Annotated in this window: 17 protein-coding genes and 1 pseudogene; 16 read left to right on the top strand and 2 right to left on the bottom strand. The window is 63.7% G+C overall.

The window, feature by feature from the left end:
* Window positions 1–75 precede the first annotated feature (75 nt).
* From WDS16_RS19250 to WDS16_RS19210, 9 genes and pseudogenes are all read left to right on the top strand, one after another.
* A complete protein-coding gene (locus WDS16_RS19250) occupies window positions 76–1,065 on the top strand; it encodes an ABC transporter substrate-binding protein (protein WP_338886872.1) in 990 nt (329 codons plus the stop codon).
* A 74-nt stretch (window positions 1,066–1,139) separates the two neighbouring features.
* On the top strand, window positions 1,140–2,153 hold the full coding sequence (locus tag WDS16_RS19245; RefSeq protein ID WP_422395845.1) for a FecCD family ABC transporter permease: 1,014 nt from the start codon (window positions 1,140–1,142) through the stop codon (window positions 2,151–2,153).
* Complete coding sequence (locus tag WDS16_RS19240) at window positions 2,150–2,917, top strand: ABC transporter ATP-binding protein (RefSeq protein WP_338886868.1); 768 nt, start codon at window positions 2,150–2,152, stop codon at window positions 2,915–2,917. The genes WDS16_RS19245 and WDS16_RS19240 overlap by 4 nt, the downstream gene beginning before the upstream one ends.
* Entirely contained in the window at window positions 2,914–3,606 is a 693-nt protein-coding gene (locus WDS16_RS19235) for a (2Fe-2S)-binding protein (protein ID WP_338886866.1), read from the top strand. Before WDS16_RS19240 ends, WDS16_RS19235 begins: the two co-directional genes overlap by 4 nt.
* A 29-nt stretch (window positions 3,607–3,635) precedes the next feature.
* Window positions 3,636–4,154, top strand: a complete 519-nt coding sequence (locus WDS16_RS19230) for a hypothetical protein (protein ID WP_338886864.1) — start codon at window positions 3,636–3,638, stop codon at window positions 4,152–4,154.
* 144 nt (window positions 4,155–4,298) lie between these two features.
* Complete coding sequence (locus WDS16_RS19225; protein ID WP_338886862.1) at window positions 4,299–5,702, top strand: PepSY domain-containing protein; 1,404 nt, start codon at window positions 4,299–4,301, stop codon at window positions 5,700–5,702.
* A complete protein-coding gene (locus tag WDS16_RS19220; protein WP_338886860.1) occupies window positions 5,699–6,175 on the top strand; it encodes a copper chaperone PCu(A)C in 477 nt (158 codons plus the stop codon). The genes WDS16_RS19225 and WDS16_RS19220 overlap by 4 nt, the downstream gene beginning before the upstream one ends.
* On the top strand, window positions 6,168–7,334 hold the full coding sequence (locus tag WDS16_RS19215) for a Dyp-type peroxidase (protein WP_338886859.1): 1,167 nt from the start codon (window positions 6,168–6,170) through the stop codon (window positions 7,332–7,334). The genes WDS16_RS19220 and WDS16_RS19215 overlap by 8 nt, the downstream gene beginning before the upstream one ends.
* A gap of 57 nt (window positions 7,335–7,391) precedes the next feature.
* Window positions 7,392–8,319: pseudogene (locus tag WDS16_RS19210) on the top strand (IS5 family transposase).
* Window positions 8,320–8,345: 26 nt separating this feature from the next.
* Here WDS16_RS19210 and WDS16_RS19205 read toward each other — a convergent pair.
* Entirely contained in the window at window positions 8,346–8,780 is a 435-nt protein-coding gene (locus WDS16_RS19205; RefSeq protein WP_338886857.1) for a hypothetical protein, read from the bottom strand.
* A gap of 162 nt (window positions 8,781–8,942) precedes the next feature.
* Here WDS16_RS19205 and WDS16_RS19200 point away from each other — a divergent pair, with 162 nt between their 5' ends.
* From WDS16_RS19200 to WDS16_RS19190, 3 genes are read left to right on the top strand one after another with little or no spacing between them, the layout of a single operon-like run.
* Entirely contained in the window at window positions 8,943–9,566 is a 624-nt protein-coding gene (locus WDS16_RS19200) for a hypothetical protein (protein WP_338886855.1), read from the top strand.
* A gap of 10 nt (window positions 9,567–9,576) precedes the next feature.
* Window positions 9,577–9,924, top strand: a complete 348-nt coding sequence (locus tag WDS16_RS19195; protein WP_338886853.1) for a plastocyanin/azurin family copper-binding protein — start codon at window positions 9,577–9,579, stop codon at window positions 9,922–9,924.
* A gap of 45 nt (window positions 9,925–9,969) precedes the next feature.
* A complete protein-coding gene (locus WDS16_RS19190; protein ID WP_338886852.1) occupies window positions 9,970–10,563 on the top strand; it encodes a hypothetical protein in 594 nt (197 codons plus the stop codon).
* Here WDS16_RS19190 and WDS16_RS19185 read toward each other — a convergent pair.
* Window positions 10,560–11,429 carry a glycosyltransferase family 2 protein gene (locus WDS16_RS19185; RefSeq protein ID WP_338886850.1) on the bottom strand — a complete coding sequence of 290 codons (870 nt, stop codon included), beginning with the start codon at window positions 11,427–11,429 and terminating at the stop codon, window positions 10,560–10,562. The two genes, WDS16_RS19190 and WDS16_RS19185, sit on opposite strands and share 4 nt — an antisense overlap.
* Before the next feature lie 156 nt (window positions 11,430–11,585).
* Here WDS16_RS19185 and WDS16_RS19180 point away from each other — a divergent pair, with 156 nt between their 5' ends.
* The 4 genes from WDS16_RS19180 (at window position 11,586) to WDS16_RS19165 (ending at window position 14,236) form a co-directional block, all read left to right on the top strand.
* Window positions 11,586–11,975 (top strand): DUF2752 domain-containing protein, encoded by a 390-nt coding sequence (locus WDS16_RS19180; protein WP_338886849.1) that lies wholly within the window; start codon window positions 11,586–11,588, stop codon window positions 11,973–11,975.
* A 111-nt stretch (window positions 11,976–12,086) separates the two neighbouring features.
* Window positions 12,087–12,284, top strand: a complete 198-nt coding sequence (locus WDS16_RS19175) for a hypothetical protein (RefSeq protein ID WP_338886848.1) — start codon at window positions 12,087–12,089, stop codon at window positions 12,282–12,284.
* A 60-nt stretch (window positions 12,285–12,344) separates the two neighbouring features.
* A complete protein-coding gene (locus tag WDS16_RS19170; protein WP_338886847.1) occupies window positions 12,345–12,995 on the top strand; it encodes a GntR family transcriptional regulator in 651 nt (216 codons plus the stop codon).
* The gene (locus tag WDS16_RS19165) at window positions 12,992–14,236 is read left to right on the top strand and encodes an MFS transporter (RefSeq protein WP_338886846.1); all 1,245 of its coding nucleotides are present in this window, start codon (window positions 12,992–12,994) and stop codon (window positions 14,234–14,236) included. The genes WDS16_RS19170 and WDS16_RS19165 overlap by 4 nt, the downstream gene beginning before the upstream one ends.

Raw genomic sequence — 14,236 nt, 5'->3', positions numbered from 1 at the left:
CAGTCCAGCGCGTGGCCGTTTTCTGCTGCGCACACGACTCTCATTTCGTGGCTCTGAGCTCCAAGTGAGGTACTCATGTCACGCTCCACCCTCTCCGTCGTCTGCGCTGTGGCGATCGGAACCGCTCTCGTCCTTGCGGGCTGTTCCCGCGGCGACACAGCCGACGCAGCGCCCCCGGTGTCCCAGTTCGCGGAACCCGTGTCGATCACCAACTGCGACGTCACAGCAGAGTTCGACGCACCACCTCGACGCATCGTTTCGATGAACGACCACGTCACCGAAGTCCTCATCCAGATGGGCGTCGCGGATCGGATCGTCGGGATGGGCTACCGCAACGCCACGCCCACGGCCGAGACCGCCGAGGCTTTCGCGAAGATCGAAGGACTTGCCGACGAGTACCCCACCAAGGAGCAGATTCTCGATCTCGAACCGGACCTCGTGGTCGGCGGTATGCGCAGCGCGTTCGACGACAAGGAAGGGCGATCGCGGCAGACGTTCGCCGAGCTGGGAATACCGACGTTCCTGTTCTCGGAGTACTGCGGTTCCGGATTCCCGGACATCGGGATGCTCGAGAACGACTTCTCCCAGCTCGGCGACGTCCTCGGAGTCCAGGAGGCCGCGGACACGCTTACTGAGGGGGTCATCGACGGCTTGGACGCGGTCGCCGGCGAGCTGGTCAGGGTCACTCCGACCCCGACCTTCTTCTACGACTCCGGTCAAGACGTACCGATGACGATCGGCGGTGTCGGCGTCGGGCAGCTGATCGCCGATCACGCAGGCGCGGCCAACATCTTCCCCGAAGGTGAACGGCCGTACCTGGATACGACGTGGGAGATCGTCGGTGAACGCTCACCTCAGGCCATCGTCGTTCTCGACTACGGCGATACGTCCGCACAAGAGAAGATCGACTTTCTGAAGAACCAGCCCATCGCAGCGACGACTCCTGCTGTGCGACAGAACAACTTCATCGTCGTTCCGCTCGATGACTTCTTCGAAAGCCCACGGTTGGTGACGAGCGTCGAGACCATCGCTCGCAGCCTTCATCCGGATCGGTTCCAGTCCTGATGTCGACCCTGGCACCGACCAGAACCGCACCGGCGAAACCCCAGGTGCGACGGCGTTCGCGAGTGGGGTTCGGGATGATCGTGGTGGTGCTGACCGCCGTGTTGCTGGTCGCGATCGCCGCGGCGGTGTCCTTCGGGTCCGTGCGCATCCCTATCGGCGACGTGTGGGCGATCGTCGTGCATCGCCTCATGCCGGGGGCCTTCGAATCGTGGTGGACCGAGGCGCGCGCAGTGATCGTCGTCGAATCTCGACTGCCGCGGACGTTGACCGCCGCCGTCGTCGGCGCGTCCTTGGCAATCGCCGGTGGCGTCGCGCAGGCAGTGACCCGCAATCCGCTGGCCGACCCGTACCTGCTCGGAGTGTCCTCGGGCGCGGGCTTCGGCGTCGTCCTGGTGATGACACTCGGAATCGGCGCCGGGACGCTCGGCGCCTTCACGATCCCGACTGCGGCGTTCATCGGGGCGATGATTCCGCTGTTCCTGGCGTTGCTCATCGGCGGTCGATACCCGCAGTCGACGGCGATCGTTCTGGTCGGCGTCGCGCTGGGAAGCGTGTTCTCGGCGCTGATCACCTTCACGCTTCTGGTGTTCGCGGACGAGCACACGTTGAGCGGCGTGTTGCACTGGCTCGCTGGTGGATTCGGGGATGCGCGATGGTCGACACTGACGTTTCCTACGGTGGCGTTGCTGGTGATCGGAACGGCCTTGCTGATCGGAGCGCCGAGATTGGACCTTCTCAAGACCGGCGACGACGGTGCCGCAGCACTCGGGCTGAATGTGCGACGCTTCCGTGTGATCCAGCTTCTCGCAGTCTCGATGCTGGCGGGCGCTGCTGTATCCGTCGGTGGCGGAATAGGATTCGTCGGACTGCTCGTTCCGCATCTGGCGGGGTACATTGTCGGTACCAGGGCACTGAGATTACTGCCGGTCGCCGCGCTGCTCGGGGCGATCGCGCTGGTCGGCGCCGACACCCTCGCCCGGTCGATCGCGCGCAGTACCGAGGTGCCGGTCGGTGTCGTCACGGCGCTCGTCGGTGCACCGATCTTCGTCTTCATGCTCTACCGGCAATACGGGAAGGTTGGGCGATGACGCTCTCGGTGCTCGACGTGAAAGCGCGCCTCGGTAGTCGAGAAGTGCTGCACGGCATAAACTTCAACGTGCAGCCAGGAGAAATACTGGGGCTCGTCGGACCCAATGGTTCGGGCAAGACCACGGCGCTACGATGCTGCTACCGCGCGCTGACGCCGACAGCGGGCACTGTGTTCGTCGACGGTAGCGATGCCCACTCCATCGCCCGATCGGAACTTGCGCGGACGGTGGGCGTCGGGACTCAGGAGCCCGAAGCGTCGGTGGGACTGACGGTTCGAGAATCCGTTGCGCTCGGCCGGGTACCGCACCGTGGTTGGTTCTCCTCGGGGAGTGCGACCGACGACGACCTCGTGACGGACGCGTTGAACCGGGTCGACTTGACGGATCTCGCCGACCGCGACGTCGGTTCGTTGTCGGGCGGCGAGCGCCAGCGCGTCTCCATCGCTCGGGCGCTGGCCCAGCAACCTCGGATCCTGCTGCTCGACGAACCGACGAACCATCTGGACCTGCGGCATCAGCTCGTCGTGATGAACGCCGTCCGGGATCTGGCCGCGGACGGGCTCGCCATCATCGTCACCGTGCACGATCTGCGTCTGGCCGTCGAGTACTGCACGTCGCTGGCCGTGCTCGACGCCGGCCGCGTCGTCGCCTCCGGGGAGACCACCCGGATCCTCACCGATCGGCTGCTTGCAGACGTGTTCGGAATCCGTGCGAGCGTGCGCTCGCATCCGCGTCCCGTCATAGATATTCACGGGCTGGCATGACGATCTACGCGGAGGCAGCGAAGAGGGTGCCGGGTCTGGAGGAGTATCTGCAGGGGCCGTTCGACCTCCCATCGTCGTCGATGCTCGATCCCGACTGGATGCGAGCGCGAGTTGTCGAGACGGGGAGACGCTGGAACTGTGCCGATGCGCGCGTGAACGGAACGCTGTGGTGGTACTCGGCCAGTTCGACGTTGGCGTTCGTGGCCGTCGCGACCGTCATGGTCACCGGGGAGGCGGCCGACCCGTCCCTCGAGGGCGCTCGATGCTTCCTGCGCTCGAACGGCTACCTCGGCGGTGTGATGACGGATCGGACGATCGATGCGGAGCTGATGCCGGAGAAATTGAACTCGGCGTTCACCGGCATCATCGGCGCGCTGTCGGCTGCATCGGGAGCTCGCTCGCGCGCGCTGTGGGCCATTGGAGGGGATTCGATTGCGAACCGAAGTCTGGACGTCGGGGCTGCCTTGGGTGACCGATCGCTCGGCAGTGCGTTTGCCGAACAGCTGGTCGAACGAATGACTGCGCCCCTTCCGGCTCCTCGTTTCGTCGACGTCGGCGGCCGAAGATTCACGCGTCGCTGCTCGTGCTGTCTGTTGTACCTCACGGAAGGGGCGGACAAGTGCACGAGTTGTCCGCGTCGCTCACCGTCGGACCGGCTGCGCGGCCTCGAAGCCGCAGCTCGCTACTAGCTCCTGTAGTAGTCGTCTAAGGTATCTGCATGACTACCGGGCCCGACGCTCGCGCACGGATACGTGGCGCCTTCGTCGGTGCTGCGTCCGGCGCGTTGAGTATCGCTGCGCACGGTATCGGCGGCGGTGTCATGATGCCGAGCGAATCGGCGATCGTGCTGCTGGTGGTCGTCAGTGCGGCTGTCGGCGGCGCCGTGACGATTCTGGGTGACCGAGTCCCCACCGTGTTCGTTCTCGCCCTGGGTCAGGTTCTCGGGCACGCGATTCTCACCATCGCGAGCGAACACCACCACGACACGAACCTCACGCCCTCCATGCTGGCGGCGCACGCGTGCGCGACGGTGCTGTGCGCAATACTCATCCGCGGCGCCGTTGTCGGCTACGGCCATGCACTGTCCGTACTGCGACGGATTCTTCCTGTCCTCGGTGTCGTACTGCCGGTGTCGGACACCGAGCGTGCGATTCAGACGGACTACCGACCGAAAGTTGTTCTCCGACTGCTGGTGTGCTCGGGGTCAGGTACTCGCGGGCCTCCCTGCCCCGTCTGAATTCTCCTTCCTCATCTCTCGGTGATGGGGGCTCCGCCCCCAGTGGCACGGTTAAGTGCACTCCAGCGCACTTAACCGTGCCACTACGGCGGAGCCGTAACCGCCGAGCGATTTTCGAAAACTTCAGACGAATCGAGTACACCCATGTCCACAACCGACACAGTCGTGCCCAAAATCGGGCCGTCGGCGTCCGATCCTTCTCCGCCTCCACCGTCCCTGGTGATGCGGCTCCATTTCTATGCGGGAATCTTCATCGCACCGTTCATTCTCATCGCCGCACTCAGCGGAGGCCTCTACGCACTCGCGCCTACGGCCGAGAACATCCTCTATTCAGACCTACTGCACACCGATTCGACCGGACCGACCGTCTCGGTCGCCGAACAGGTCGACGCCGCGGCACAGGTCAGACCCGATCTGACGGTCCAGGCGGTGCGGCCCGCCGCTGAGCCAGGCGACACCACTCGCGTCATGTTCACCGATCCGTCGTTGGGCGAATCCGAACGACGAGCAGTATTCATCGACCCGGTCACAGCGGAATCGGTCGGCGAATCCGTCGTGTACGGCAGCAGTGGCGCACTTCCGATGCGCACGTGGATCAGCGGCTTCCACCGACACCTGCACCTCGGTGAACCGGGACGCATCTACAGTGAGCTCGCCGCCTCGTGGATGTGGATCGTCGCACTGGGCGGTGTCGTCCTGTGGGTGCGCCGGTATCGCCGCGGAGGCCGGCTACTCACAGTCGACAGGTCTGTTACCGGTCGCGCGCGGACACGCAACTGGCATGGTGGCGTTGGGATCTGGATCGCAGTCGGATTGATTTTCCTGTCGGCGACCGGCCTCACCTGGTCCAAGTATGCAGGCGAGAACATCAGCGAGCTCCGAACCTCGCTGAGCTGGACGACCCCGTCGGTGAGTTCCTCCATCAGCGGCAGTGCGGCGCCGGCAGCCGGTGATCACGGCGGACACGACATGTCGGCGATGTCGGCCGAGGACGGTGTGGTCGACGCCGGAATCGGACGCCTGGACTCCGTCCTCGGCACTGCCCGCGCAGCCGGGATCGACGGGGCCGTCGAAGTGACTGTTCCCGCCGCAGCCGACACGGCGTTCGTCGTCTCGCAGACCAGGCAGCCCTGGGTGTTCTCGACGAGTTCCGTAGCTGTGGACGCAAGCACCAACACCATCGTCGACAGCAACTGGTTCTCCGACTGGCCGTTGGCCGCGAAACTCGCAGCGTGGGGCATCACCCTGCACATGGGGATCCTGTTCGGCCTCGCGAACCAGATCGCTCTGGCACTCCTTGCCGTCGCCCTGGTCAGCGTCATCGTGCGCGGGTACCTGATGTGGTGGCAACGGCGCCCCAAGGGGCACTTGCCTTCGCGCGGGGCGATGCGCCGCATGCCCGCCTGGCAGATCGCGTTGCTCGCGGCCGGCACTGCGGTGGTCGGCTGGTTCGTGCCGCTGCTCGGGATCAGCCTTCTCGCATTCCTTCTCATCGACGCCGTGATCGGCCTTCGGCATCGCACTCGTACATCGGAGAAATCATCATGAAGATACTCACAACAACCCTCATCGCCCTGTCGTCACTCGCCTTGTTGGCGGGTTGTAGCACTGAAACGCCGAGCACAGAGGCAGATTCGGTGACCGTGAGAGAAGCGTGGGTCAAGGCCACCGACACCGGAATGACCTCGGCCTTCGCCGAGATCCAGAACACCGGTGATACGCAGGTACGGGTGGTATCGGCGGCATCTCCTGTATCCACGATGATGGAACTACACGAGATAGTAAGTGCTGCAGATGGTTCGATGGTGATGAAACCCAAGGAGGGCGGTTTCACCGTTGCTGCCGAGCAAACGAAGATCCTGCAGGCAGGCGGTGATCACCTCATGTTGATGGACGTGACGTCACCGCTCACTCCCGGTGTCGACACCGATATCACGCTGACGTTCGAGGACGGTTCCTCCTCGACGTTCACCGCACAGGTGCGCGAGTTCGCGGGCGCAGAAGAAAACTACGGTGGGTAGCTCGGTCCCACAGCGCGGCACGGAGATCAGTCGGCGACGCCTCCTCGCAGGAGGCGTCGCTGCCCTCGGTGCTGCGGGAGTGGCCTACGGATACACGCGAGAGCCGGAGGAGCCGGTATTCGGTCGAGAGTCGTTGTCGTTCTACGGAGTACACCAAGCAGGGATCGCGACGCCCCCTCAGGCTCACGGTATGTTCGTCGCGCTGGACCTGCGCGACGGTGCCGGACGGGATCAGTTGATCTCCGCTCTGAAGATCTGGACGACGGATGCTGCGCGGTTGACGCAGGGACAACCGGCGCTGGCGGATACGGAACCTGAACTGGCCGCGGAGCCTTCGGCTCTGACGATCACGGTAGGTCTCGGGCCGGGGGCATTCACCGCTGCCGGTACGCCTTCGCCGGTCGAGGGATTGCCTCCGTTCGGAATCGATCGACTCGAAACCCAGTGGAGCGACGGCGATGTGCTGTTGCAGGTCTGCGCCGACGACCCTCTTGCCGTCGCACATGCGGTGCGGGTGCTGACGAAGAATGTCAGAACCATGGCGTCGATCCGATGGGTTCAGCGGGGCTTCCGCTCGGCGCGAGGTACGCAGAAATCGGGGACCACGATGCGCAACCTCATGGGGCAGGTCGACGGCACCGTCAATCCCGACCCCGCGGTCGACTTCGACTCTCTCGTCTGGAATCGAGACGGGGGAACAACGATGGTCGTTCGTCGAATCGCAGTCGAACTCGATACCTGGGACGAATTGGATCGTGGTGGAAGAGAATTCGCAGTCGGGCGCAAGTTGGATACCGGTGCGCCGCTCACCGGGCAGTTCGAGCACGACGATGCAGATTTCGACGCCACGGATCGGTTCGGAATTCCGGTGATCTCGCCTGCGTCGCACATCGCTCGAGCACGCCACACCCATGCCGGTGAACAGTTCTTTCGGCGGGCGTACAACTACGACGAGCCCGCAGCGGGTGGAGCAACAAGCAACTCGGGGCTGATCTTCGCTGCATTTCAGCGTGATATCGGGACCCAGTTCCTGCCGGTGCAGCAACGGCTCGACGAGCACGACGCGCTCAACGAGTGGACGACGCCGATCGGTTCGGCGGTGTTCGCGATCCCGGCGGGTGTGCCCGAGGGCGGATTTCTGGGTCAGGAGCTCCTATAGGGAACGACTAGAGCGTGTCTCCCAAATTTGAGAGGTGCTGTCAGCGATGATATTTCGATGACGCGCGTGGGAGTGATCAGTGACGAGTTCTGGGAGATCGTCGAGCCAGTGATACCCACCGACGTGGGAAAACGTGGGCGGCGGTTCGCCGAGCACCGGCGAATTCTGGAGGGCATCGCATACCGATTCCGTACCGGGTGTCCGTGGCGAGATCTGCCGGAGGACTTCGGTCCGTGGCAGACGGTGTGGAAACGCCACCACCGATGGTCCTTCGATGGCACCTACGACGAGATGCTTGCCGCGGTGGCCGAGGTGTTCGGTCTCGACCCGGAAGAACTCGACGGCGATATCGGGGCGGTGCTCTCGATCGACTCGACCAGCGTCCGGGCGCATCAGCATGCGGCCGGTGCGCGAGCCGACACTCTCACAGGGGGCCTTGTCGAATTACAAGAAATCCGTCGACGAACCCGCTGACCACGCGTTGGGTCGATCTCGCGGAGGATTCACCACGAAGATCCATGCACTGACCGACCTGACGTGCTCGCCGGTGACGATGCTGCTGACCGGTGGGCAAGCCGGGGACAATCCACAGTTGGTGCCGTTGCTCGATGCCCACCGAGCTGCCGGTGGGGACCAGGACTACCGATTGCTCGCCGACAAGGCGTACACCCATCCCAGTACCCGCACCGAACTGCGTCGCCGCAAGATCAAACACACCATTCCCGAGCGCAGCGACCAGAAGCAGCGACGGGCCGACAAGGGGTCCGCCGGTGGTCGTCCACCGGGTTTCGATCCGACGATGTACAAGCACCGCAACACCGTCGAGCGTGGCTTCGGGCGGCTCAAACAGTGGCGTGGTGTGGCCACTCGATATGACAAGTACGCCATGACATTCCTCGGGGGCGTTGTCCTGTGCGCGGCAGTTCTGCACTCCCGCAACCACAACCACCGCCCGGCGATGAAAACGAAAACGGACCCAATTTAAGAGACACGCTCTAGAGACCCACCAGACTAGGGGACCCACCAATTGCCCACACCGCGGATGAGCGTGAACCCGCCGGGGATATCGGTCCAGGCGGAGACGTCGCCCGAGCCGGTTCGGATCGGGCCGGCGGGCAACGGCCCTGGGAACGCGACGCCCCCTTCGCCGGTGGTGTGGTTGAACCAGTTGATGGCGCAGTTGCACCAATTGTTGAGGGAGAAGTCGGTGAGGCCCGGGAAGTAGGGGTCGGTGCGCACGAAGATGGGCTGGTTGATGATCGACTGGTCCAACCGCCACTCGATGACCGCTGCCGGGTCGAATCCGATGGTCGGACTGATCTGACCGGCCGGAGCGAACTGTGTGGGCCGTGCCTGCGCGGATGTAGCGCCGAGAATTGCCGTCGCAAGGACGATCAGCAGTGTCGCCAACGCAGCGGCGCTGGTACGGGCACGGTGTGACGTCATGAAATTGGTGCCTCTCGGTCGAACGATTCGGCCGTGATGTTACCCGAGCTCATGAGTCGGCACCTGTTGTCGCTTCCGGTCGCATGCAATGCCCCACCCTCGGCGGGTGAAATATCACGATCGGCGAGCGTGTAGCACGCAAAGCAGGCAGTGTGACCTGCCATGAAGTTCGGTCAGATGGTTCTCGGCTTGGTGCCGTGGTTTCTGTTTTCGATCCTCACTGCCAGGCTCGGCGACAACCAGGTCGCCCTCGCTGCGACCTTGTCGGCAGTTGCAGCGATCGCGGTCGCGTTCTACCAACGCGGCAGTGGAGTGAAACTCCTCGATATCGCCGGAGTGGTGACGTTCGCTGCCATCGCGGCGGTCGGGTTCATCGCAGGCCATGACGTCGACGAGTTCCTCGCCAACTTTGCACGTGGTGGGACCACACTCATCCTCGGCGGGGTGATGCTTGTGTCTGCCTTCACCGTCCCGTTCACCGAGCAATATGCACGGGAGAGCGTGCCCAAGGAATTCTGGGATTCCCCGCGATTCCACGCGACCAATCGGAAGATCAGCGCGGGATGGGGAGTCGTGTTGCTCGTCATGGCTGCCTCGCACTTCGTCGCGGGAGTCCTCGATCCGATCGGTGAGGCCGAAGCCAGCGGCGCCCGCACTATCGATCTGCTGTGCAACTGGGTCATCCCGATCGTGTTGCTGGTCGGTGCCGTGAAGTTCACCCAGAGGACTGCAGCGCAAGCCAAGGCGGAAGGGGACGCGCAGGCCGCCGAACACGCCGGTCCGTAACGTAGAACGGGTGAGATCACCGTTCGCCATGCTGGGTGCAGTTCTTGTTTTTTCGACGATGGTCGGGTGTTCGTCGGACGTTGCCCCGGAGCCGGCGGCCCCACCTGTGCCGAACCAGGTGATCGTCGCCGATCGCTCGTATTCGCCTTCGGAGATCACGGTCTCGGTCGGGGAGACGGTGACCTGGCTGTTCGACGACGGCGGTATGGCCCACGATGTCGTGGCCGACGACCGCTCGTTCCGTAGTCCATTGATGGTGTCCAGCACCTTCACACGTACGTTCACCGAGCCAGGGACCTACAGCTATCACTGCACGCCGCATCCCGACATGATCGGGAGTGTGATCGTTCTTCCCTGACCCAGATGGTTGTAAACCATCGGTTTACACGCTAGGTTCACTGCTGTGAACCAAAAGTTGTCAGAACTCGATCCAGGGGACAAGTCCACCGATGTCGGTGATGAACGGCGTCGCCGCCATGATGCCCTGTGCGCGCTTCGGCACGCTCTCGTGGAGGAGGAACGCGTCATCCGGCAGGCTGCGGCATCGACCGAGGCTGCGGCGTCGACGGCGATGTGGTTGGGTGCGAGTCTGGCCGACCTGGCCACCGTCACCGGCAAGAGTCGCCAGGCCGCGCGAAAGCGCTGGCCGTCCCTCGGTGTCGTGCATCGCCGACGCCTGTGGCTGGGGAATCATGTCGACGAGATCAGGTGGGCGGTGCGGGTCGTACTCGAGAACCAAGCGGACATCGTGGTCGTCGATCGAGGCGTGTTCGACGAGTTGGCCTCGCTCGATGCCCGTGTCGGCAGAGACTTCGACGAGACTGCCGTGCAGGGCACGGTCGACGCCGCCGAGCGTTGGCACATCCTCGACCGCGTGGTCACCTCGGTTCTGCGCGGGCTCGTCGAGAGCGCCGAAACGACGAGCGGTCAGGCCGAATATGCGGTCTTCGGTGCGAAGGGAATCGTCGGCTACTACGACCACGCGTCCGAGGGTTAGACCGTGACGTCGATCGGCAGTCCGCGCGCCCGCTCCGGTCGACGCAGGTGGCGAAGGGAGTATCTGCCGGTACTCGGATCGTAGGGACGATGCAGAACGAAGAGCAGGATGTGGAACGCCCAGTGGATCCGCAACGCACGAGCGGTGCGCTTGGTCGACTTTCCGTGCAGTTCGAGTGTCTTCCTGCCTGAATCTATGTATTTGGAGAATTCGATGGGCGGAGTGAGGGCGCGCCTCGGGGAAATGTCGACGTGCATTTCGGTCAATTGTGCTATTTCGACATTTCGGCGAACGAGGGTGAGTGCTAGGTCGAGATCCTCGTGAATATCGGATGCGACGCTGACCGAATCGGACACCGTATTCCACACGGACTTTCGAATTGCCATGTTTGCACCATGGAGATTCTTTATTCTGCGCTCGCCGCCGAAGACTCCGCGCTGGATTTGTTTGCGAACGAACCAGCCCTTCAGGGAACGAAACGGTGAGTCGTAGGAATTGTTGAGGCCGCTGACCGCGCCGACATCAGCGGTGTCCTCGCGTCCTAGGAAGTCTTTGACGGAGCGTGCCCAGCCTGGGCTGACGCGGCTGTCGGCGTCCACGCGACCAAGTATTTCGGAGGTGGCAGCATCGAATCCGGCATTTCGGGCATACGCGACACCTCGTCGTGTTTCGTGCAATATCTCGACTTTGGGTGACCGATTTACGAATTTCTCGACAATGCGAAGCGTCGAATCGGTCGAACCGTTGTCCACTACAATTATTTCCGAGATTTCGTCCGCTTGAGCCAGTAGCGCCGCGAGGCATTCTCCGATGTAGTTTTCCTCGTTGTACACGGGCACGATTGCCGACAGCGTGGGTGTTGCCATGGTCGAGCACGGTATTCGGGAAATTGCTTTCGGTCAACAAACCGAAAGGTCTCTGAAATCGAACGCGCTATTCGATATACGGCCCGCGAGAACGGCACCGAACGTACTTTCGGTTTCTTTCGAGCGCGGTTCGGGCGATCGCGATATCGTGGGCCGATGGTCGTCGCCGCGCCGCGTAGGGCTCGTGCTGCGCCTCTCGCTGTCGCAGCGCTGGCGATGGCAGCAGGGGCGACGCTCTACGTGCGCGACCCGCGTACCTCGACGTATCTTCCGTGTCCGTTTCATGCGCTGACCGGGCTCTGGTGTCCTGGATGTGGAGCGACGAGGGCTTTCGGGGATCTAGTTCGAGGAGATCTCGGGTCTGCCGCGTCGTCGAATGTGCTTGCCGTGGTACTTCTCGGCGTCGGAGTGATCGCATGGGTCCTCTGGGTGAGGGGTCGCAGGCTCCGGGCTCCGTCGCGATGGATCGTCGTGTCCGGGGCTGTCGTCGTTCTTGCGTTCACTGTGCTCAGGAACTTCCCCGCTGGTAGTTGGCTGGCCCCCTGAAAGAGAGGAGTAGACCGTGTGGCTCGAAGTGTTCTCGGTAGTGGTTCTGGTAGGCGCGCTGGTGGTGTTGATCCCGACGGCGCGTCGCGTGTTCAAGAAGGGTGACGACGAATGAGCGATCCCCTGAAGGTCCGCGTGCGCGCGAAGATGCTCGAGCAGCTCGACGGCGACGGCGGCACCGATGCCGAAGTGGCCGAGGGTGACGACCCTCGCTTCGTCGCAATCAGGGATGACCTCGCTGCGCTCGACGAGGTGGCCGACGACGACCCGCTGGTCGACCAGCTGGCTACGAAGTACTGGGCGCCGTGACCTAACTGCAGGACACCCCACGGTGGTCGCCCCGACAGTGCGCCATCTAGTATCTATGTCGTGTCCAAGTCGTATTCAGCATCCGAGCAGGCCTATGTGACGGTCAAGGAAATGATCGTCACGGGCGAACTCCCAGGTGGTGAGCTGGTCAGCGAGGGCGACATCGCCGGCCGCATGGAGATGAGCCGAACACCCGTCCGTGAGGCGTTCCTCCGCCTGCAGGTCGAAGGCTGGATGCGGCTCTATCCCAAACGTGGCGCGCTGGTCGTGTCCATCGCGCCCGGCGAGGCAGAGCATGTGGTCTCCGCGCGGTGGCTCGTCGAAACCGGTAGTGTCCGCGCCTTCGCAGCCGACGAGCGAATCCGCGAGCACCTGGTCGTCCAGTTGAGGGCCAACCTCGAACGACAAGGCCAGATCGCAGCCACCGGAACGAGGGCGGAGTTCAGCGCGGCCGACGCCGATTTCCACCGTCTCATCGTGCGGGCAGGCGGCAACCCGTTGCTCGATGCGTTCTACGACGGACTCCGCGAGCGACAGCGACGGATGACGACGCATTCGCTCGAGCGAGATCCGGATCAGCTCTCGCGGATCGTCGACGAGCATCGCGTACTGGCGGACTCGATCGAGGCGGCCGACGTGGACGGATTTGCGACCGCCGTCGACGCGCACATGCGTCGAACGCACGGACTGAACGACAGGGGCACGAGATGACACTCACGGCGTCGATCGAGACGAAAACCCGGCAGTGGATTCTGGTTGCAGCCGGGTTGTTCGCGGTGGCATGGGGTGGAAACGAGTTCACTCCTTTGCTGGTGATGTACCGCCTCGAACATGGGTTCTCAGCCGTTGCGGTGGACATGTTCTTGTTCGCGTACGTCATTGGAATCGTTCCGGCTCTGCTGATCTGCGGATCCTTGTCCGATCGAGTCGGTAGGCGTCCGATCATGTTGCCCGCGACGGCGGTGGCCGCCGCCGGGTCGATCCTCATCGCGCTCGGGGCAGACACGGCGGGCATTCTGTTCGGTGGACGCGTTCTCAGTGGCGTCGCCCTCGGGATCGGCATGGCGGTCGGCGGTAGTTGGATCAAGGAACTATCCGCGTTGGATCCGCAGAGCGCCCCGGGGGCAGGGGCCCGTCGCCAGGCGATGAGCCTAACTGCAGGATTCGCACTCGGCGCCGGTGTCGCGGGAATTCTCGCTCAGTGGGCGCCGTGGCCGACTCATCTTGCCTACGTGGTGCACGTCAGCATCTGCATCGTCGCGGGTGTCGGCATGATCGCCGTGTCCGAGACACGCAGCGCGGTGCCCCGTGCGATGCGCGCCCCGCTGGTCGACGACTTGAAGATTCCAGCCGCGACGCACCGGCGCTTTCTGGCAGTCGTCGTCCCGCTCGCACCGTGGGTGTTCGGCGCGGCCAGCGTCGCGTACGCCGTGCTGCCCTCGCTGATGGCCGACCGAAGCGGTGGTCACCCGATTGCGTTGTCCGCGTTGATGTCCGTCATCGCACTCGGTGCCGGCTTTGCGATTCAGGCCGTCGGACGCAGAATCGACACTCCCGATGCAGCGCGCGGTGCCCTCGTCGCATTGACGATTCTCGTCGTGGGCATGCTGCTCGCGGCGTGGGCGGCGTCGGTTCTCACCATCGCCGCCGCATTGATCGCCGCCGCTGTTCTCGGGTGCGGCTACGGCATGGCGTTGGTTTCGGGATTACAAGAGGTGCAACGGATCGCGGGCCCCGACGACCTCGCGGGGCTCACCGCTGTCTTCTACTCGCTGACCTACCTCGGCTTTGCGATTCCGGCGATCCTGTCGGCGCTGACGGAGACGTGGCCGGGCGTCGTCACCTATCCGGCGATCTTCGTGGTCGGTGCCGTGTTTGCCGCGATCTGCTGGGTGTTCGTTCGTACCCGCTCGACTTCCCACCTGCCCGCCGAAGGGGCTGAGCTCAGCTGA

Origin of the sequence: Rhodococcus sovatensis, from assembly GCF_037327425.1 — a bacterium.
In the GTDB taxonomy this organism is placed as follows: domain Bacteria; phylum Actinomycetota; class Actinomycetes; order Mycobacteriales; family Mycobacteriaceae; genus Rhodococcoides; species Rhodococcoides sovatense.
Note: the sequence above shows the minus strand (reverse complement) of the source record. Positions and strands in the feature narration are given on the sequence as shown.

Bases quoted from the DNA above. Each gene is read 5' to 3' on its own strand.
- WDS16_RS19250 (WP_338886872.1), top strand. From the start codon at position 76: ATGTCACGCTCCACCCTCTCCGTCGTCTGCGCTGTGGCGATCGGAACC.
- WDS16_RS19245 (WP_422395845.1), top strand. From the start codon at position 1,140: ATGATCGTGGTGGTGCTGACCGCCGTGTTGCTGGTCGCGATCGCCGCG.
- WDS16_RS19240 (WP_338886868.1), top strand. From the start codon at position 2,150: ATGACGCTCTCGGTGCTCGACGTGAAAGCGCGCCTCGGTAGTCGAGAA.
- WDS16_RS19235 (WP_338886866.1), top strand. From the start codon at position 2,914: ATGACGATCTACGCGGAGGCAGCGAAGAGGGTGCCGGGTCTGGAGGAG.
- WDS16_RS19230 (WP_338886864.1), top strand. From the start codon at position 3,636: ATGACTACCGGGCCCGACGCTCGCGCACGGATACGTGGCGCCTTCGTC.
- WDS16_RS19225 (WP_338886862.1), top strand. From the start codon at position 4,299: ATGTCCACAACCGACACAGTCGTGCCCAAAATCGGGCCGTCGGCGTCC.
- WDS16_RS19220 (WP_338886860.1), top strand. From the start codon at position 5,699: ATGAAGATACTCACAACAACCCTCATCGCCCTGTCGTCACTCGCCTTG.
- WDS16_RS19205 (WP_338886857.1), bottom strand. From the start codon at position 8,780: ATGACGTCACACCGTGCCCGTACCAGCGCCGCTGCGTTGGCGACACTG.
- WDS16_RS19200 (WP_338886855.1), top strand. From the start codon at position 8,943: ATGAAGTTCGGTCAGATGGTTCTCGGCTTGGTGCCGTGGTTTCTGTTT.
- WDS16_RS19185 (WP_338886850.1), bottom strand. From the start codon at position 11,429: ATGGCAACACCCACGCTGTCGGCAATCGTGCCCGTGTACAACGAGGAA.
- WDS16_RS19180 (WP_338886849.1), top strand. From the start codon at position 11,586: ATGGTCGTCGCCGCGCCGCGTAGGGCTCGTGCTGCGCCTCTCGCTGTC.
- WDS16_RS19175 (WP_338886848.1), top strand. From the start codon at position 12,087: ATGAGCGATCCCCTGAAGGTCCGCGTGCGCGCGAAGATGCTCGAGCAG.
- WDS16_RS19165 (WP_338886846.1), top strand. From the start codon at position 12,992: ATGACACTCACGGCGTCGATCGAGACGAAAACCCGGCAGTGGATTCTG.